This window comes from Achromobacter sp. MFA1 R4 (assembly GCF_900156745.1).
GTDB lineage: Bacteria > Pseudomonadota > Gammaproteobacteria > Burkholderiales > Burkholderiaceae_B > Achromobacter.
Genome location: NZ_LT707065.1, coordinates 1,044,502 through 1,062,650, shown reverse-complemented (window position 1 = coordinate 1,062,650; position 18,149 = coordinate 1,044,502). Strand labels below are relative to the sequence as shown.

The window sequence follows — 18,149 nt, the reverse complement described above, 5'->3', positions numbered from 1 at the left end:
GCCTGATTTGTTACGATAGCGGTTATCTGCACGCTGGGTTACCGGCGTCTTCAGCAGCCTTCCTCGGTAGCACCTCCCCTTTTGTCGCCAATGCCGCAGGCACGGCGGGACGAGGACACGCCCTACAAGGCAAGCCCTGACAGGCAGACAGTTCACCAAGCCAGGCGGTTTTCCGCCGGCAACGCACCTTCCCCGCGCCTTGCGCGGTGGGCGGCATCAAGGATATCCAGTCGAGGTACCGACGGGGCAGCAATGAAAACGTGGTTCAAGCGCATTTTGATAGGCCTGGTAGTGTTGGTTGTCGTGGCCGTCGTTGGCCTGGCCATCTTCTTGCTGACATTCGACCCCAACGCGTACAAGTACAAGCTGGAAGAGCTTGTCCAGGAACGCTACCAACGCACACTCACGATCGACGGCGAAATCGAGCTGTCGCTATTCCCGCGGATCGGGCTGTCGGTGCAGGGCGTATCGCTGTCCGAGCCCAACAGCACCGAAACCTTCGCCTCCATCGAAAGCACCCGCCTCGCCGTTGCGGTGTGGCCGCTGCTGTCCAACAGCTTCGTGGTGGACCATGTGGCCATTAGCGGGCTGAAGGCCCGCGTGGTGCGTGACAAGCAGGGGCAGTTCAACTTCAGCAACCTGGTGGGCGGCGCGCAGTCGGTCACCGACGCGCCCAGCAATCCGGCCGAAGCGCTGGTGGGGGCGGCCCAGACTGCCGCGCAGGCGATCACCAGCGGCACCATGCCGCCGTCGCGCAACAATATGCAGATCGACATCGCCGGCCTGGATCTGAAGGACGGCGAGGTCCAGATGCAGGACGCCATGACGGGCATGGCGGTCGCCGTGACCCGCATCAACGCCAACACCGGCCGTGTCACCTTCAATCAGCCTTTCGACGTGCGGATGTCGGCGCGTGTCGAAGGCGGCTATCCGCGCGTGGACGCCAATCTGACCGGTCAGGCGCTGCTGACGCTGGATCCCTCCGCCAAGCGCTACGCCGCACAGAAGCTGGATCTGCGCATGGACGGCAAGCTGCCGGGCGCCGAGGCCAAGAGCCTGGTGATGCGCGGCAACCTGGCATTCAATGGCCAGAAGTCGGCGCTGGACGTGGCTGGCCTGGAGCTTCTCTTCCAGGGCGATGTGACCGAGCCCTCCGTGCGCGCGACCAACGTGGAAGCCAGCGTGGCGATCCCCAAGCTGGCGATCGACCCGCACAAGAGCCAGCTCCAGATCGAAAAGCTGGCTGTGCGCGCCAAGGGCGGCGTGGCCGATGGCCCCTTCGAACTGGCGGTCGACGCGCCGGCGCTCAATATCTCTCCCGCCTCGGCCACCGGCGAGGCGCTGACCGGCCGTCTGCGCATCAGTGGCCTGGACGCCAGCCTCGGCATGAACGGCATCAGCGGCAATGCGGGCGAACTGGACATCAAGGAAGCCAAGCTGGACAGCACGTCCAAGACGGGCGAACGGGTGGTGAAGCTGAATTTTGCCTCGCCGCTCACCCTGAATCTCCTGCAACGCAGCGGCGCCATGTCGGCGCTGCGCGGCGACGTGAACATCACGGACCCTGGCCTGCCCAAGGGCAGCCTGCAGATTCCCGTCATCGGCAGCCTCACGCTGGATCTGCTGAAGGACCAGGCCACCAGCAAGATCAACGCCGTGCTGGAAGGCGGCAAGTTCGATCTCAGCGCCGACATCACCAAGCTCTCCGCCGATTCGCCGCAGATGAAGTTCGCGCTGGCCGTGGATACGCTGGACCTGGACAAGCTGGTGCCGCCGGTGCCGGTCACGCCACCCAAGCCGCCCGCTGACGGCAAGAAAGACGAATCCAAGCCTGCCGCGCAGCCCGCGCCGGCTGCGCCCGCCGACGATACGATCAACCTGTCGGCACTGATCGGTCCCAGCGTCAACGGCACCTTGAAGGTCGGCAAGCTGGTCGTGCGCGGCCTGAAGGCCGATGAGGTGTCGGCCGCCGTGAAGCTGGACAAGGGCAAGCTGGAAATATCCAACATCGCGGCGGGCCTCTATGGTGGCAAGCTGGGCGGCGCGTTGTCGGTGGATGCGGCGCAAGGCAATCAGGTCGCCACGAAGATGTCGCTGGCCGGCATCGCGATCGAGCCCCTGCTCATGGACCTGGCGCGCAAGAACGTGCTGAGCGGAACGGGCAGCCTGGCGCTGGACCTGAAGACTGCCGGCGCCAATGCCTACGCCATGAAAAGCGCCCTGGCCGGCACCCTGCAGTTGCGCCTGCGTGACGGGGCGGTCAAGGGCATCGACCTCACGCAGACGCTGCGCGACCTGAAGGCCCGGTTCTCGCCCGACGCGCAGAACGAAACGGTGCCCGCCGACACCAGCAAGCAGACGGCGTTCTCGGAACTGGAAGCCGACCTGGCGATTGCCAAGGGTGTCGCCACGGTGAAACGCCTGAGCTTCGTGTCGCCGCTCTTGCGTGTGACGCAGGGCGATCCGGCCAGCATCGACTTCGTGAAAAGCGAACTGGATGTGGTGGCGCGCGCGCGCGTCATCAACCCGGCCGCCGATCCGGAAGGCAAGGAATTGATCGACCTGAAGGACGTGACCATCCCCGTCCACTTCAAGGGGCCGTTCGACAATCCCTCGTACACGCTGCTCTGGAAGGACGCCATCGGCGGCATCCTGAAGCGCAGCCTGGAGAACAAGCTCAAGGAAGCGGTCTCCGGCAAGGGCAAGAACGGCGCCGCCGTGGACAAGGCATTGAAAGGACTGTTGGGCAAATGAGCGCTGACCAATTCCAGCCTGTCGCCGAATGCGGCGTGACGACGCAATCGCAGGCCGCCGCCTATCACCGGCAGTGGCTGGTCGCCAACGATTCGGGGCAGTGGCTGAACCGCGAGCTGTGCCCCAGGCTGGCCGAGGTGTCGGTGGAACTGCGCCTGGGCTACCTGGTGCTCAAGGCGCCCGGCATGCTGCGCATGGATATCCCGCTGGACGTCATCGAAGACGACGACAGCGTGCGCTACAGCATGATGGTGGGAGAGCAGGCCATCGACGTGATCGATGAAGGCGAACTGGCCGCGGCGTGGATCTCGAACTTCGCGCAGGTGCCCTGCCGCATCATGAAGGTGCATCCCGACACGCCCGTGGCCGCCTGGCCCACCTGAGCGGGCGAGGGCGCCGCCCGGGCCCCGTCAGGTCCGGGTGCGCTTGTATTCGAAAGCGGTGTGGGCCAGCAGGCCCGCAGCCAGGCCCCAGAAGGCCGAACCGATCCCCCAGAAACTGAATCCCGAAGCCGTCGCCAGCAGCGTGATGAGCGCCGCTTCGCGCCGCTGCGGATTGGCCATGGCCGCCGCCATGCCGCCCATGATGGTGCCCAGGAGCGCCAGTCCCGCCAGTGCGGCCAGCAGGGCGGCCGGCAGCGCCTGGAAAAAGACCGCCACGGCGCCTGCGACAATGCTGAGCGCGACGTAGCCGATGCCGTAGGTGGCAGCCGCGATGTAGCGCTTGCCGGGATCGGGATGCGCTTCGGGGCCTGTGCAGATGGCCGCGCTGATCGCGCCCATGGTGACGCTGTGCGCGCCGAAAGGCGCGGCGACCAGGCCCAGCAGGCCGGTGGCGGCAACCAGGCGCGACGCCGGCGGCCGATAGCCGGCGGCTTGCAGAATGGCCAGGCCGGGCAGGTTCTGCGAGGCCATGGCCACGACAAAGAGCGGGATGCCCAGGCTGACCGCCGCCTGCGCGCTGAAGGCGGGCGTGGTCCAGACGAATTCGGTCAGGCGCCAGTCGAGCAGGTTCACCTGCATCAGGCCCATTGCCGCGGCCATGGCCACGGCTACCGCCATCACCACCAGCACCGCGTAGCGCGGCGCCCAGCGGCGGCACAGCAGGTAGGCGGCGCACATGGCCAGCACCAGGGCGGGCTGCCTGGAGATGTTGCTGAAGATCCCCATGCCGAAATTGAGCAGCACGCCGGCCAGCATCGCGGCGGCGACTTCGCCGGGGATGCGGCGCAGGATGGGGTCGATCCAGCCGAAAAGGCCGCAGGCCAGCGTCAGGCCGGCCGCCAGGACAAAGGCGCCCACGGCTTCATCGAACGGCACGCCGGCCAGCGCGGTGACGAGCAGGGCGGCGCCAGGCGTGGACCACGCCATGACCACCGGCAACCCGGTGCGCAGGCTGTAGAACGCGCCGCCCAGGCCCAGCACCAGGCTCAACGAGCCGATCCAGGACCCGATGCGCGCGGCGTCAAGCCCGGCGGCATGGCCCGCCTGCACCATCAGCACGGCGGTGCCGCCAAAGCTGACCAATACGGCGACCAGCCCCGCGGCGACCGCGGACGCGGAGAGGTCGCGGCGGGCATGGTGTGTGGGAGGGGAAAGGTTGAGGCTGGGCGGCGCCGCGTCACTCATGCGGCACCGGTCAGGCGTCGGTACTTGGCCATGAGCTGCTCCTGGCCTTCATGCCACTGCGGATGCAGTTCGATGCATTCCACGGGACAGACCACCTTGCATTGGGGTTCATCGTGATGGCCGACGCACTCCGTGCACCGGTCGGGGTCGATGACGTAATAGTCCTCGCCCATGGAGATCGCTTCGTTCGGGCACTGGGGCTCGCAAACGTCGCAATTGATGCATTCTTCGGTGATGGTGAGGGCCATGATGGGCAGCGGAGCAAGGCAAGGGGCGCTGTCATTGTAGCGCCGGGCGGCCGCGGCCCGGAAAGCGCGAAAAGGGCGCTTGCGCGCCCGTTCGGGGATGCTGCCGGCGGGTGTCAGCCCGGCCAGGACTGTTCGCGGCGTTCCTTGGCCTTTTCCTGGAGCCAGCGCTCCACGGACGGAAAGACGAACTTGCTGACGTCCCCGCCCAGCTGGGCGATCTCGCGCACGATGGTGCCCGAGATGAACTGGTATTGGTCCGACGGCGTCATGAAGAGCGTTTCGACGTCGGGCAGCAGATGGCGGTTCATGCCGGCCATCTGGAATTCGTATTCGAAGTCGGACACCGCGCGCAGGCCGCGCACGATGACGCGGCCGCCCTGGTCGCGCACGAAGTCTTTCAGCAGGCCGCCAAAGCTCTGCACTTCCACGTTGGGGTAGTGCCCCAGCACTTCGCGCGCGATCTCCACGCGCTCGTCGATGCTGAAGAAGGGCTTCTTGTTGCGGCTAATGGCGATCCCCACCACGACTTTGTCGAAAAGCGTGGCTGCACGGCGGACCAGGTCTTCGTGGCCCCTGGTCAGCGGGTCGAAAGTGCCGGGATAAACAGCGATGATCATGCGAGCTCCGTACCGTTATTTGTGGTGTACACCATCCTCCGAAGCCCGGATTATTGATCTATTTCCGCAATGCAGCAAATTCCAGAAGATGGAAGTGGACCGCGCCGGCCTTGTCCTGCCGCACAATCTGGAATCCCTCGGGCGCTTCGATGGCGGATTCCGCCTCGACATAGACTAGCCCATGATCGGTCAGGATGCCCGGCAAAATGGGCCACAGGCGCGGCAGCCAGCCCTGTCCAAAGGGAGGATCCAGCAGGATGAGGTCGAACCGCGACGCATCCATCCGTTCGGCGACCTGCATCGCATCCCCGACATGGATGCGTATCATGTCGGCTTTGAGCTTGTCGCGCAGTGTCCGCAGCGCGGACGCGGCGGTCTTGTCCCGCTCGACCATCTGCACATGCGCCACGCCGCGCGAGGCCGCCTCGAAGCCCAGGGCGCCGCTGCCGGCGAACAGATCCAGTACCTGCTTGTCGGCGAATTCGCCGCCCCACAGGTGAGTAAGCCAGTTAAATAGCGTTTCGCGCACCCGGTCGGGCGTGGGACGCAGCGTCTCCACGTCGGGAACGACGATGGGGGTGCGCCGGTATTGGCCCCCGACGATACGAATATACTTGTTACCCATGTTTAGCCGCTTCTTCAAGAAAAAATCCCCTCCGCCCGCCACGCCGGCTCAGCCCGCGCCGCCGCCGGAGGTCGTCGACGCCAGCGTCGCGCCCGCAGAGCCCGCCGTAGCCCCGGCCAGCCCGGCGCCGGCCGTCCCTGCGCCTGCGGGCCGCCAGGAATCTGCCGCGCCGGTTTCGGCTCCGGTTTCTGCACCGGTTACGCCTTCCGTTTCGGTTCCCGCGCCCGCCGCGACGCCGGGCTCGGTTCCGGGTTCAGCGCCTGCGCCGGTGCCCGCCCCAACTGCGGCGCCGGCTTCGGTTTCCGCTCCTGCCGCAACGCCTGCACCTGCTGCAACACCTGCACCTGCGCCGGCATTCGCACCCGCCGCGCCGTCCTCGTCCGTTTCCGCTCCGGCCCCGGCTCCGGTCGCGCCACCCGCGCCTGTCGTGTCAGCCGCGCCGGTTGTCGAGCCCGTCCGCGCGCCGCAGCCCGCGTTCATGCCCGCTCCGACGCCGCCGTCCGCGCCGGTGGCTGCGCCCGTGCCGGCCGCGCCGCCCGCCGCGGAACCCGCGCCCGCCGAGGCGCCCAAGAAAGCGTCCTGGCTGTCGCGCCTGAAGCAGGGCCTGTCCCGCACCGGGCAGAGCATCGGCGGCATTTTCGTCGGCGTGAAAGTCGACGAGAACCTGTTCGAGGAACTCGAATCGGCCCTCATTATGGCCGATGCGGGCCTGGAGGCGACCGAGAAGCTGCTGACCGCGCTGCGGGCGCGCGTCAAGAAAGAGCGCATCGAGGACCCGGCCAAGGTCAAGGCGGCCCTGCGCCAGCTCCTGGCCGACCATCTGCGGCCGCTCGAACGCGCCTTCGACCTGAAGCGCACGCAGCCGCTGGTGGTGATGATCGCCGGCGTCAATGGCGCGGGCAAGACCACGTCGATCGGCAAGCTGGCGCACACTTTCCAGCGCCAGGGCGCCAGCGTGCTGCTGGCTGCCGGCGACACCTTCCGCGCCGCGGCGCGCGAACAGCTCGTGGAATGGGGCAGCCGCAACAACGTCAGCGTGATTTCGCAGGATGGCGGCGACCCGGCCGCGGTGGCGTTCGACTCGGTCAACGCCGGCCGCGCGCGCGGCATGGGCGTGGTGATGGTGGATACCGCCGGCCGCCTGCCCACGCAGCTTCACCTGATGGAAGAACTGAAGAAAATCCGTCGCGTGATCGGCAAGGCCGACGCGACCGCGCCGCATGAGGTGCTGCTGGTGGTGGACGGCAACACCGGCCAGAACGCGCTGGCGCAGATCCGCGCTTTCGATGCGGCCATCAATCTGACCGGCCTGGTCGTGACCAAGCTGGATGGCACCGCCAAGGGCGGCACGCTGGCCGCCGTGGCCGCGGGCAGCCAGGGCGTGCGTCCGGTTCCGGTGTACTGGATTGGCGTGGGCGAAAGCCTGGAAGACCTTCAGCCCTTCGTCGCGGACGAGTTCGCGGCGGCGCTGCTGGCCGACTGACACGTCCAGTCGATGCGCCTGCCTACGCAGGCAGTGCGGGACGGTGCGCAAGCGCCGTCCCGTTGTCGTTTGGCGTGCCCGGAATGGCGCCTTGCGCTACTTCCAGAAAGGCTTGCTTTGCGCGAGGTCGTCAAAGGCCATCTGCGCCTCGATGACCAGTTCGTCCAGGCGCGCGCTGATCCAGCCCAGCGCGAACCAGGCCTGCGGGTGCGTGGCCGTACATGACTGGTAGTAGTCCTTGGCCATCGCCAGATCGTTGATTTCGCCCAGCACGTCCTGCACGCGCGACAGCAGCTTGCGATAGCCGCGCAGCTTGGCGGCCGGCAGCAGCGATTCCGCGAACGACAAGCCATAGCGCAGGCGCTTGCCGCGCTTGCGCAGTTCGTGGCGCGTGGGGATGTCGAGCGACGCGAAGTGCGTGCCCTGGTCGGCCACCTTGCCGTGCCAGCGATGCAGGCGGCGCGCGAGCAGCTTGTGCAGGCGCTGCGGTTGGGGTTCCGGCGTCAGCATCGGAATGATGGTGGGCTTGATGGTCGGGCCGGCCACGCCGCCCTCCAGCCGGATGGCGGGCTCGGGCGCGGCGTCGGTGGGCGTGCCGTTGGCGATGGTCTGGCTGTCCGCGTCCGGCTGCACGGGCGGCACGTCCAGCGTCCATTCCAGCAGTTCCAGCAGCCACGCCTGGAATGCCTGACCGCCCGCGATGGTCTGTGCGTCCTCTTCCGGCGGCGCGGCTTCCATGGGGATGACCGGCATGCCGGCGCGCATCAGCGCGGGCGCGACGGTTTCGTTCAGCACGTCCTGGTCGCGATTGGCGCCGAAGGCCGCAAAGTGCGTGCGCACACCCTGCAGCAGGGAATCGGGGATGGGCGCGATCCAGCCGTCGAACAGCTTCCAGGCCGACCGCAGCCTGCGCACGCCCACGCGCAGCTGGTGCACGTGTTCCGAGTTGCCGGCGCGATACACGCCTTCGGTGTCGACCTCGGCCAGCACGGCGGCATTGCGGCAGATCTGGTCCAGGCATTCGGCGGCGATGGCGCCCATGGCCTGCGGCGGGGTCATGTCGTCGCGCAGTTTCACGGACGCGGCGCCGCGCGGCGCCCAGAATTGGGCGATGGCCTGCGCGCGCCGCGTTTCGAGGTCGTCGCCAGGCGTGGCGTCCACCTCGGCCAGGCGCTGCGCAAGCTGGGCCAGCGCGTCGCCGCGTTCGGATTTGCTGCGCGGATCCAGGATCAGGGCGTGGCGCTGCTGCCAGCCTCGCGCCGCGGAGAAAATGGCGGCGGGGCGGCCCGATACCAGTTCGAATTCCAGTTCGGAGATCGGCAATTCGAGCGCGCCCGCGCGCAGGATGCCGGTGTCGTAGGCCAGTTCGACGGTGCCGTAGCGCGTGCGCACCTTGCGCAGCAGGCGCTGCACGTCGGTTTCGTAGCGCAGGCCCAGTTCGCCCTTGATGGCGGAAAGCGCGGCCTCGACTTCGGTGCCGGCGTAGACCGACAGGTCGAGCACGGGGCCCGGACGCGGATGGTTCATTTCGATGCGCGAGATGGCGTCGGCGCCGGGCATCTTCAAGGTTTGGACCCAGTCGGGCCCCTCCTGGCGCAGCCGGATCGCGATGCGCGCCCGCGCAAGCTCGCGCTCGGGCGTGTCGAAATACATGGCATGCAAGCGGATGCGCGTGGCTTCGCGCTGCTTGACTTCACGCAGCACGGCCTGGCGTGAAGCCGTGGGCACGTGCAGTTTCAATTCCTGTTCCGACATGGCAGCGGGGTGTCCAACGGCAAAAGCCGAGATCTTAATCAACGCACAGGTGCGATTTGATGACCGTTCATAATTTGTTCACATTGAGCATAGACGTGTTTGCGGCGCAATAACAAGACGGCCACCGCGGCGGCCGCCAGCCGGAAGGCCCCAAGAAAAACGCCGCCCCAGGGGGCGGCGAAGGAGCGCTGTCAGGGGAAACCGAGCAGCGTACGGCAACCGGTGCGCGCTACAGGATGCGTTTGCGCGCCTGCGTGATGATGATCTCGGCCAGCACCACCACCACGAAGATGGCAGCCAGCACCAGCGCGACGCGATCCCACTGGAACAGGTTCAGGGCGGTGTCCAGCGCCATGCCGATGCCGCCCGCGCCGACCAGTCCCAGCACCGCCGATTCGCGCACGTTGATGTCCCAGCGCAGCAGCACGATGGACCAGAACGCCGGGCGGATCTGCGGCCAATAGGCATACCAGATCACCGAGGCCTTGCTGGCGCCGGTGGCCGTGACGGCTTCGATGGGGCCGCGCTGCGCTTCCTCGATGGCTTCGCCGACCAGTTTGCCGACAAAGCCGATGGAGCGGAACGCGATGGCCAGCGTGCCGGCCAGCGCGCCGGGGCCGAAGATGGCGATGAACAGCAGCGCCCAGACCAGCGAGTTGACCGAGCGGCTGGACACCAGGATCAGCCGGGCCAGCATGTTGATGGTCTTGCTGGGCGTGAGGTTGTTGGCCGCCAGCAGGCCCACCGGCACGGCCATGAACACCGAGAGGATCGTGCCCAGCGTGGCGATGTGCAGCGTTTCGACCAGGGCGTTGTGGACGCCGTCCGGGTAGTAAGCCCAGTCGATCGGCCACATGCGCCGGAAGAGGTCGGCCATCTGTTCGGGCGCGTCGTACAGGAACTCCGGGATGATCTCCACGCCGCGGATCGCCTGCACGATGGCCGCCACCACCAGCAGGTACAGCGCAAAGCGCAGCAGGCGCTGGCCCATGCTGTAGCGCTGCCAGACGCGCGGCTGGCCGGCGGGGTTCAGGGGAGAAACGTGGGCGTTCATTCGTCCACCTCCGCCTTGCGTGCCGCCGTCGGCTTGCTGCTGCCCATGCCGCGCGCGCCGGCGAAGCGGCTCTGCAGGATGCGGTCAAAGCCCAGATTGTCCAGGAACACGGCCCGCACGAAGCCGGCCAGGATCTCGCCCAGCATGATGATGGCGATCAGGGTCAGCAGGATGGCGCTGACGAAGTCGTAGTCGAAGCGCTGGAAGGCCGAGAACAGGGTGCCGCCCACGCCGCCCGCGCCCACGATCCCCACCATCGTGGAGTTGCGCAGGTTGGAGTCGAACTGGTAGGTGGCAAAGCCGATGAAGCGGGCGAACACCTGCGGCAGCACGCCGAACACGATCACGTTGGCGAACGATGCGCCGGTCGCGCGGACGGCCTCGACCTGCTTGAGCGAAATTTCTTCGATGGCCTCGGTGAAGAGCTTGCCGATGAAGCCGATGGATGCGACGGTCAGCGCCAGGATGCCGGCCAGCGCGCCGAAGCCGACGGCCTTGACGAACAGGATGGCGACGATGACCGGGTGCAGGGCGCGGCACAGCGCGACCAGCGACCGCGCGGGCCAGGAGATCCACGCGGGCATCATGTTGCGCGCGCCCAGCAGCCCGACGGGCAGGGCCAGGAAGATGCCCAGCATCGAGGCCAGGACAGCGATCTCCAGGCTTTCCGCGATGCCCTTCCACAAGGTGTCGGGCTTTTCGAAATTGGGCGGGAACATGCGCGCCAGGAACGTCGACGCGTGGCCCATGCCGGATTCGAAGCGCGTCCAGCTGAAGTCGAGCTGTGCGCCGGCATAGAGGGTGTAGATCACCAGCAGCAGCACGCCCATCTTGGCGCGCCCCGACATGGCGAAGGGGCGCAGGCCGCCCCGGGGTTGCGTCATTCCAGCCAAGACTCGCCTCCGTAGATGGTCTTGAGCATGGACGCGTCCAGGCCCTGGCCGTCGCCGTCATAGACCACGTGGCCACCCGACATGCCGACGATGCGCGTGGCGTATCGGCGCGCCAGTTCGACGTCGTGGATGTTGACGATGACGGGGATGCCCGTGGCGCTGCCCTGCGCGGACAGCAGTTCCATGATCTCGACGGAGGTCTTGGGATCGAGCGAGGACGTGGGCTCGTCGGCCAGCAGCAACTGCGGGCGCTGCATCAGCGCGCGGGCGATGCCCACGCGCTGGCGCTGGCCGCCCGACAGCGCATCGGCGCGCTGGTCGGCAAACCCGGCCAGGCCGACGGTGTCCAGCAGCTTGTAGGCATGCTCGATGTCCTCGGGCTCGAAGCGCCGCATCCAGGCCTTCATGGCCGAGGTGTAGCCCAGCCTGCCGGTCAGCAGGTTTTCCATGACGGTCAGGCGTTCGACCAGGTTGTATTCCTGGAACACCATGCCGATGCGGCGGCGGGCACGGCGCAGCGACGCGCCGCGCACGCGCGCCAGGTCCACGGCGCCATCGTCGGATTGCAGCACGATCTCGCCCTTGGTGGGCTCGATCAGCCGATTGATGCAGCGCAGGAGCGTGCTCTTGCCGGTGCCCGAAGGCCCGATGATGGCGGTGAGCCCCTGACCGGCGATCTGCAGGTCGATGCCGTTCAGGACCGGCCGGCCGGCCCGGTATTCCTTGACCAGGCCGGAAATGCGTAGCGACGTCGTCATGCTGGATTACTTCTTGCTCTTTGCGGATTCGCGGTCGTAGGCGGCGCGGTTGAAGCTTTCGCCACCGGATTCAGCCACCTGGCGGACGATGGCCCAGTCCTTCTGGTAGGTCACCGGATAGAAGCGGTCGGCGCCGTCGAAGGCCTTGGACATTTCCGCGGGGAAGCGGTAGTCGTAGAAGCACTTGAGCATCTGGTCGCGGAACTTCGGCTCCAGGTCATGCGCATAGGCGAACGACGAGGTCGGGAACTTCTCGCTGGTGTAGATGATGCGGAAATCGGCTTCCTTGACCTGGCCGCGCTCGACCATGCGCTTGAAGACGTCCGATGCCACGGCAGCGGCGTCGTAGTCGCCGGAGTTCACGCCCATGACGGACTGGTCGTGCTTGCCGGAGAAGATGATCTTGTAGTCCTTGTCGGGCGTCAGGCCTTCCTTGGGGAAGAGCGCCACGGGCGCCATGTGGCCGGAGTTCGAAGACGGCGCGGTGTGCGCGAGCTTCTTGCCCTTCAGGTCGGTCAGCTTCTGGTAGGGGCTGTCCTTCTTGACGATCACGATCAGGTTGTAGCCCTGGAAGCCGTCGGCGTAGCCCTTGACGGCGAACGGCACGGCGCCCGCGATGTTCACGGCAAAGGCCGTGGGGCCCGTCGAAAAACCGCCCACGTGCAGGCGGCCCGAGCGCATGGCTTCGATTTCAGCCGCGTTGCTCTGCACCTGGTAGAACACCACGCGCTTGCCCGTGCATTCGGACAGGTGCTTGGTGAAGGGTTTGAAGATGTCTTCGTACACGGCCGGGTCTTCCACCGGCGTGTAGGTGAACACCAGCGTGGAAGGCGTCTTGAGCTTGGACGCATCGGTGGGCGTGTCGGCCACCAGGTCCTTGTTCGCGTCGCAGTACATCTGGTCCAGGTCGCCGCGGTTGGAGCAGGTGTCGGCGGCCTGGGCGGCGGACGCTCCAAAAGCGAATGCGGCCAGAGCGGCCGCCTGCATAAGACGCAAGGCTTGCATCGTGTGTCTCCTCGTGTAGGTATGAATTGAATATTTGCTGAATTCAAACACACAACCGGGGACGGCACACTCGGGAAAGTCCCTGCCTTTTTTTTCGTCTTTTGTTCGTTTTGTTCGCTTTGTGTTCGTTTTTGCGCGAAGCGCGTTCAGCCGCGGAAGCCGAGTTTGCGGGAGATTTCCTGGGCGCAGGCCAGCAGGGGACGCGCGATCGCGCCGTCCCACGACACGTCGAACAGCCCCGTCGGTCCCAGGCTGGTCAGCGCCAGGACGATGCTGCCGGTGTTGTCAAAGACCGGCACGGACAGCGCGTCCACGCCGGGCAGCGGGTTGCCCAGCGCGCGCGCCATGCCGTGCACGCGGATGTCGGCCAATTGGGCCTCTATGTTGGCGCGCGAGGCCTTGCGCGGGGGCGGCATGCTGGCGATCACGGCGGTGTCGCCTTCCTCGCGCGCGATGTAGTGTTCGCTGACCTTGGGCGGCAGCCAGGCCGCGAAAACCAGTCCCGTCGCGGTATGCAGCATGGACATCACCGTGCCCTTGCGCATGTTCACGTGGACCGGGTAGCTGGCTTCGGTCATGTGGATCATGGTGGGGCCGTGCGAGCCCAGCACCGCGATGCCCAGGGTGTGGCCGATCTCGGACTGCAGCTTGGCGATCTCGGGCATGGCCACGCGCACCGGGTCCAGGCGCTGCAGACTGACCAGGCCCATCTGCAGGGCGAACGGGCCCAGCTCGTATTGGCCGGTGGTGGCGTCCTGCTGCACCAGTCCCACGCGGATGAAACTGACCAGGTAGGGGTGCGCCTTGGCGGACGTCATGCCCGCGCCGGCCGCCAGGTCGCGCAGGGTCAGCGGCTTGCCGGCATCGACCAGGGCGGCCAGCAGGGGCGCGCCCACCTCGATGGACTGGATGCTGCGGCGGCCGTCGTTGGCGGGCGCCGCTGTCTTGGAAGTTGCCACGGTGTGCTGACCTCAGGCCGGCTGGACTTGGGAAGGCTGGCGCGCGGCGAGCAGCCGGTCGGCCATTTCGACGAAGCCCCCGCCGCCATGGAACGCGGCCACGAAAGCGGGGCGGTGTGTCAGGCGGTGCAACTGCGCCTGGATGTTGGCCACGCCGACCGAGATCGGGAAGTAGGCAAACATCGGCTCGTCGTTGGGCGAGTCCCCGATGAAAAGCGTGCTGTCCAGGGCGCCGGCCACGTCCATGCCGAATTCGCGCTGGAACATCGTGCGGGTCATGGTCAGCTTGTCGTAGTCGCCGAACCAGCCGTTGACGTGGATCGAGCTGACCTTGGCCTGCGCGCCGGCGTCCTGGAAGATCTGGACGATGCGGCTGATCGCCGCGTCGGGCAGGGCGGGCACGTCCTCGCAGAAGTCGATGGCCAGGTCGGCCACGCGGTAGTCCTGGTCGCTGGCCACCGCGCTGCCCGGCACCTCGGCCAGGACGCGGTCGCGGATCGCGTCCAGCCGCTTGCGGCTTGCCTGGCGCGAGGCCGCGTCGGTCCAGTAATGGGTGGTCATGCGGCGCGCCTTGCGGTCATAGGCGTAGTAGAACGCGCCGTTCTCGCCGACCACCGCGCGCACGGGCCACATGCGGGCGATGTGATCGCACCAGCCCGCCGGGCGGCCGGTGATCGGCACGACCTGGATGCCGGCCTGTTCCAGGCGTTCCAGCGCGGCGTAGGCGTCGGCCGGCAGGCGGCCTTCGGTGGTCAGCGTATCGTCGATGTCGGTCAGGACGACGCGGACGGCTGCCGCGATGTTCAAAGGCATGGCCGCTAGGGCTTGCATGAGGTTTTTCCTTCGTTTTTCTGGGGGATCTCCGGGCGAAAGTTTAACCGGATGCCCCCGCCCGAACGGGCCGGCCAGCCTTCGATAGGGATTCCGCGCGCGGGGGCGGTAAAATCCGGACTTTCCCGCCTGGTTTACGTGTCACGCCATGTCCGTCCAGTTGTCCCCCCTGCCCGGCTCCGAGCCGGAATCCTTCGGTATCGCTTCGGTTGCCGAGATCATCGCCGAGCTTCGCGCCGGCCGCATCGTCATCCTGGTTGACGAAGAAGACCGTGAAAACGAGGGCGACCTCGTCATGGCCGCCGAATTCGTCACCCCCGAAGCCATCAACTTCATGGTCACCCATGGCCGCGGCCTGGTGTGCCTGACCCTGACCGAAGAACGCTGCCGCCAGCTTGAGCTGCCCATGATGGCCGCCCGCAACGGCACGCGCTACGGCACCAATTTCACGCAGTCCATCGAGGCCGCCGAAGGCGTCGAGACCGGCATTTCGGCCGCCGACCGCGCCCGCACCATCCAGGTGGCCGTGGCGCGCGACGCCAAGCCGTCCGACCTGGTCCAGCCCGGCCACATCTTCCCGGTGCGCGCCGTGCCCGGCGGCGTGCTGGTGCGCGCCGGCCACACCGAGGCCGGCTGCGACCTGACCGCCATGGCCGGCCTGACGCCCGCCGCGGTCATCTGCGAAATCCTCAAGCCCGATGGCACCATGGCCCGCCTGCCGGACCTGGTGGAATTCGCCCGCCAGCACGGCCTGAAGATCGGCACCATCGCCGACCTGATCCAATACCGCAGCGAGCACGAATCCATCGTCAAGCGCGTGGGCAAACGCACCATGCAGACGGCCTGGGGCACCTTCGAGGCCGTGGCCTATGAAGACGCCGCCACGGGCTCCGCCCATTTGGCGCTGGTGCATGGTAATGTGACTCCCGACGCCGAGACGCTGGTCCGGGTGCACGAACCCGCGTCCGTGCTGGACGTGCTGGACACCGGCGCAAGCCCGCACAGCTGGGGCGTGGCCCAGGCGCTCAAGGCCATCGCCAGCGCCCCGGCCGGCGTGCTGGTGCTGATGAACTGCCAGTCGTCCACCGAACACCTGTTTGGCCAGATTGCAGGCTGGAACGACCCGAAGGCCCAGTCCAATGCCGCCAACGCCGATCGATTCGGCCTGCGCACCTACGGGATCGGCGCCCAGATTCTGCGCGACCTGAACGTGGGCCAGATGCGGCTCCTGGCCCGGCCGCGCAAGATGCCCAGCATGGCGGGCTTTTCGCTCACCATTACGGGTTACGATTGCGACCCGCAGAACACTCCCGCAACACACTGAAGGCCGACACATGAACCCTTACATCCTCACCCCCGACCTGAACGGCGAAGGGCTGCACATCGGCATCGTACGCGCCCGCTTCAACGAAGAAATCGGCCAGGCCGAACTCGAAGCGTGCCTGAAGGAACTGGCCGAACTCGGCGTGGACGAGCGCGACGTGATGGTCGCCACCGTGCCCGGCGCGCTGGAACTGGGCGTGGCCCTGTCGCACATGGCCGAAACGTTCGAGTTCGACGCCCTGATCGCGCTGGGCGCAGTCATCCGCGGCGAAACCTATCACTTTGAAGTGGTCAGCAATGAAATGGCCACGGCAATCACCCGTATCTCCCTCGAAACCGGTATCCCCGTCGCGAACGGCGTGCTGACCGTCGACACCGACGAGCAGGCGCAGGCCCGTGCCGCGGGCAAGGGCCGCGACTGCGCCCAGGTGGCCGTTGAAATGGCCAACCTGGTGGCGGCGCTGGAACCCGAGGAAGAAGACGAAGACGAAGACGACGAGGACGAAGATTTTGACGACGAAGAAGACGACGAGCAGCGCTGATAGCGCGGCGCAGGCCCGCGCCAACGCGCGCAGCGCGCGGCGCCGTGCACGCGAATTCGCGCTGCAGGGCGTGTACGCGTGGCTGCTGCGCGGCGGCGAAGGCACGCAGGACGCCGGCGAGATCGACGCCCACCTGCGCGACACCGAGGATTTTTCCGAGGCCGACGCGCAGTGGTTCAAGACCTTGCTGCATGGCGTGCTGCGCGAAGCGCCCACGCTGCGCGAGCGCTTCACGCCCTACGTCGACCGCCCGCTGGCCGAGTTGTCGCCCGTTGAGCACGGCATCCTGCTGATCGGCAGCTTCGAACTGATCCATCACGTCGAAGTGCCGTACAAGGTCGCCATCAACGAGGCCGTCGAACTGGCCAAATCGTTCGGCGGCACCGACGGCTTCAAGTTCGTCAACGGCGTGCTCGACAAGCTGGCTGCCGACGTGCGCGCGCACGAAGTCCAGGCCGCCGCGCAGCAACGGCGCTAGCTAGACCCACCCCCGAAGCGCTGCGCGCTTCCCCCTGGGCGGGCCCCCCTCAAGGGGGCGCCGCTGCGGACCGGCGGAGCCGGATCCGCGCGGCCCCGCTACGGGGCGCGCGGAGCGCCCCGGTCGATGCGACGCCGACCCATTGATAGCCGATTGTGGAGGCGCGGTGGCGTCCGAATTTGATCTGATTGCGCGCTACTTCACCCGCTCGGCGCCGGCCGGCCTGTTGGGCGTGGGCGATGACTGCGCCCTGTTTCCTGTTCCGCCCGGCGAGCAGGTGGCCACCAGCACGGATCTGCTGCTGGAAGGCCGGCATTTCTTTCCCGACGTCGATCCCAAAGCCCTGGGGCACAAGTCCCTGGCGGTCAACCTGTCCGACCTGGCGGCCATGGGCGCGCGTCCCATCGGCTGCGTGCTGGGGCTGGCCTTGCCGCGCCTGGACGAGCCCTGGCTGGCGGCCTTTGCGGAAGGCTTTCATGCGCTGGCCGCCGCGCACGGCTGCCCGCTCATTGGCGGCGACACCACGCGCAGCGCGCATGACCTGGCGATCAGCGTGACGGTGTTCGGCGCGGTGCCGCCCGGACAGGCGCTGCGCCGCGACGGCGCGCAAGCCGGCGATGATGTGTGGGTGTCCGGCGAACTGGGCGCGGCGGACGTGGCCTACCGGCTGCTGGACGGACAGTACCCCGCCGATCCCGCGCTGCTGGCCGCGACGCGCGACGCGCTGGAATGGCCGCAACCGCAAGTGGCGCTGGGCCTGGCGCTGCGCGGCGTCGCCCATGCGGCGATCGACCTGTCCGACGGCCTGCTGCAGGACCTGGGCCATATCCTGGCCGCCAGCCGTGTGGGCGCCTGCCTGCGGTTCGCGGACCTGCCCGTGGCGCCCGCCCTGGCGCGCCTGGACGCGGCGCCGCTGCGCCGCGCGGTGCTGGGCGGGGGCGACGTCTACCAGCTCTGTTTCACCGCGCCCGCGTCCGGGCGTGACGCCGTGTTGGCGGCGGCCAGCGCGGCCGGCGCGCGCGTGACCCGCGTGGGCCAGATCCTGCCGCAGGCGGGCTTGTCGGTCCTCGATCCTCAAGGCCGCCCGCTGGCGGACCTGCCCGCGGGCTTCGATCACTTTCCCGCGGCCTGACCCGCGGCCTCCTGGCTTTTGCCGAACCAGCACTCCATGACTTCCACCGACAAGCATTCTCCCT

The 18,149-nt window shown here is 67.5% G+C and carries 18 protein-coding genes; 7 read left to right on the top strand and 11 right to left on the bottom strand.

The genetic code is table 11. From position 1 onward, the window contains the following. Window positions 1–252 precede the first annotated feature (252 nt). Together BXA00_RS04865 and BXA00_RS04860 are read left to right on the top strand one after the other, a co-directional pair. The gene (locus BXA00_RS04865) at window positions 253–2,754 is read left to right on the top strand and encodes an AsmA family protein (protein ID WP_076516711.1); all 2,502 of its coding nucleotides are present in this window, start codon (window positions 253–255) and stop codon (window positions 2,752–2,754) included. After that, window positions 2,751–3,137 carry an MOSC N-terminal beta barrel domain-containing protein gene (locus tag BXA00_RS04860; RefSeq protein ID WP_076516709.1) on the top strand — a complete coding sequence of 129 codons (387 nt, stop codon included), beginning with the start codon at window positions 2,751–2,753 and terminating at the stop codon, window positions 3,135–3,137. The genes BXA00_RS04865 and BXA00_RS04860 overlap by 4 nt, the downstream gene beginning before the upstream one ends. Window positions 3,138–3,164: 27 nt before the next feature. On the opposite strand, the gene BXA00_RS04855 is transcribed toward BXA00_RS04860, so the two are convergent. The 4 genes from BXA00_RS04855 to rsmD form a co-directional block, all read right to left on the bottom strand. Continuing rightward, complete coding sequence (locus BXA00_RS04855) at window positions 3,165–4,382, bottom strand: benzoate/H(+) symporter BenE family transporter (protein WP_076516707.1); 1,218 nt, start codon at window positions 4,380–4,382, stop codon at window positions 3,165–3,167. After that, complete coding sequence (locus BXA00_RS04850) at window positions 4,379–4,630, bottom strand: YfhL family 4Fe-4S dicluster ferredoxin (RefSeq protein ID WP_043547072.1); 252 nt, start codon at window positions 4,628–4,630, stop codon at window positions 4,379–4,381. Before BXA00_RS04850 ends, BXA00_RS04855 begins: the two co-directional genes overlap by 4 nt. Window positions 4,631–4,743: 113 nt before the next feature. Continuing rightward, complete coding sequence (gene coaD, locus BXA00_RS04845; RefSeq protein WP_076516705.1) at window positions 4,744–5,247, bottom strand: pantetheine-phosphate adenylyltransferase; 504 nt, start codon at window positions 5,245–5,247, stop codon at window positions 4,744–4,746. A 58-nt stretch (window positions 5,248–5,305) separates the two neighbouring features. Beyond that, entirely contained in the window at window positions 5,306–5,872 is a 567-nt protein-coding gene (gene rsmD / locus BXA00_RS04840; RefSeq protein WP_076516703.1) for a 16S rRNA (guanine(966)-N(2))-methyltransferase RsmD, read from the bottom strand. Window positions 5,873–6,350: 478 nt separating this feature from the next. On the opposite strand from rsmD, the gene ftsY reads away from it, so the two are divergent. Then, window positions 6,351–7,355, top strand: coding sequence for a signal recognition particle-docking protein FtsY (ftsY, locus tag BXA00_RS04835; protein ID WP_369825597.1), 1,005 nt, complete (start codon window positions 6,351–6,353; stop codon window positions 7,353–7,355). A 96-nt stretch (window positions 7,356–7,451) separates the two neighbouring features. Here the strand turns inward: ftsY and BXA00_RS04830 are convergent, their stop codons facing one another. The 7 genes from BXA00_RS04830 to BXA00_RS04800 all read right to left on the bottom strand — a co-directional run bounded on the left by BXA00_RS04830 (window position 7,452) and on the right by BXA00_RS04800 (window position 14,610). Continuing rightward, complete coding sequence (locus tag BXA00_RS04830) at window positions 7,452–9,110, bottom strand: CYTH and CHAD domain-containing protein (RefSeq protein WP_076516699.1); 1,659 nt, start codon at window positions 9,108–9,110, stop codon at window positions 7,452–7,454. A gap of 229 nt (window positions 9,111–9,339) precedes the next feature. Further along, window positions 9,340–10,164 (bottom strand): phosphonate ABC transporter, permease protein PhnE, encoded by an 825-nt coding sequence (gene phnE / locus BXA00_RS04825; protein ID WP_076516697.1) that lies wholly within the window; start codon window positions 10,162–10,164, stop codon window positions 9,340–9,342. Continuing rightward, window positions 10,161–11,048 carry a phosphonate ABC transporter, permease protein PhnE gene (phnE, locus tag BXA00_RS04820; protein ID WP_076516695.1) on the bottom strand — a complete coding sequence of 296 codons (888 nt, stop codon included), beginning with the start codon at window positions 11,046–11,048 and terminating at the stop codon, window positions 10,161–10,163. Before phnE (BXA00_RS04820) ends, phnE (BXA00_RS04825) begins: the two co-directional genes overlap by 4 nt. Further along, window positions 11,045–11,815 (bottom strand): phosphonate ABC transporter ATP-binding protein, encoded by a 771-nt coding sequence (gene phnC / locus BXA00_RS04815; RefSeq protein WP_076516693.1) that lies wholly within the window; start codon window positions 11,813–11,815, stop codon window positions 11,045–11,047. Before phnC ends, phnE (BXA00_RS04820) begins: the two co-directional genes overlap by 4 nt. Before the next feature lie 6 nt (window positions 11,816–11,821). Further along, window positions 11,822–12,820: a phosphate/phosphite/phosphonate ABC transporter substrate-binding protein gene (gene phnD, locus BXA00_RS04810; protein ID WP_076516691.1), complete on the bottom strand. Its 999-nt coding sequence runs from the start codon at window positions 12,818–12,820 to the stop codon at window positions 11,822–11,824. A gap of 146 nt (window positions 12,821–12,966) precedes the next feature. After that, window positions 12,967–13,779, bottom strand: coding sequence for an IclR family transcriptional regulator (locus tag BXA00_RS04805; RefSeq protein ID WP_076516689.1), 813 nt, complete (start codon window positions 13,777–13,779; stop codon window positions 12,967–12,969). Between the two features lie 12 nt (window positions 13,780–13,791). Continuing rightward, window positions 13,792–14,610, bottom strand: coding sequence for an HAD-IIB family hydrolase (locus BXA00_RS04800; RefSeq protein ID WP_076516687.1), 819 nt, complete (start codon window positions 14,608–14,610; stop codon window positions 13,792–13,794). Between the two features lie 148 nt (window positions 14,611–14,758). Between BXA00_RS04800 and ribBA the strand changes: the two genes are divergently transcribed. The 4 genes from ribBA (at window position 14,759) to thiL (ending at window position 18,085) form a co-directional block, all read left to right on the top strand. Continuing rightward, on the top strand, window positions 14,759–15,934 hold the full coding sequence (gene ribBA / locus BXA00_RS04795) for a bifunctional 3,4-dihydroxy-2-butanone-4-phosphate synthase/GTP cyclohydrolase II (RefSeq protein ID WP_076516685.1): 1,176 nt from the start codon (window positions 14,759–14,761) through the stop codon (window positions 15,932–15,934). A 10-nt stretch (window positions 15,935–15,944) separates the two neighbouring features. Continuing rightward, window positions 15,945–16,475, top strand: a complete 531-nt coding sequence (ribH, locus tag BXA00_RS04790) for a 6,7-dimethyl-8-ribityllumazine synthase (protein WP_076516683.1) — start codon at window positions 15,945–15,947, stop codon at window positions 16,473–16,475. Further along, complete coding sequence (nusB, locus tag BXA00_RS04785) at window positions 16,444–16,953, top strand: transcription antitermination factor NusB (RefSeq protein WP_076516681.1); 510 nt, start codon at window positions 16,444–16,446, stop codon at window positions 16,951–16,953. Before ribH ends, nusB begins: the two co-directional genes overlap by 32 nt. Window positions 16,954–17,119: 166 nt before the next feature. Continuing rightward, window positions 17,120–18,085 (top strand): thiamine-phosphate kinase, encoded by a 966-nt coding sequence (thiL, locus tag BXA00_RS04780; protein ID WP_076516679.1) that lies wholly within the window; start codon window positions 17,120–17,122, stop codon window positions 18,083–18,085. The last annotated feature ends 64 nt before the right edge of the window (window positions 18,086–18,149 follow it).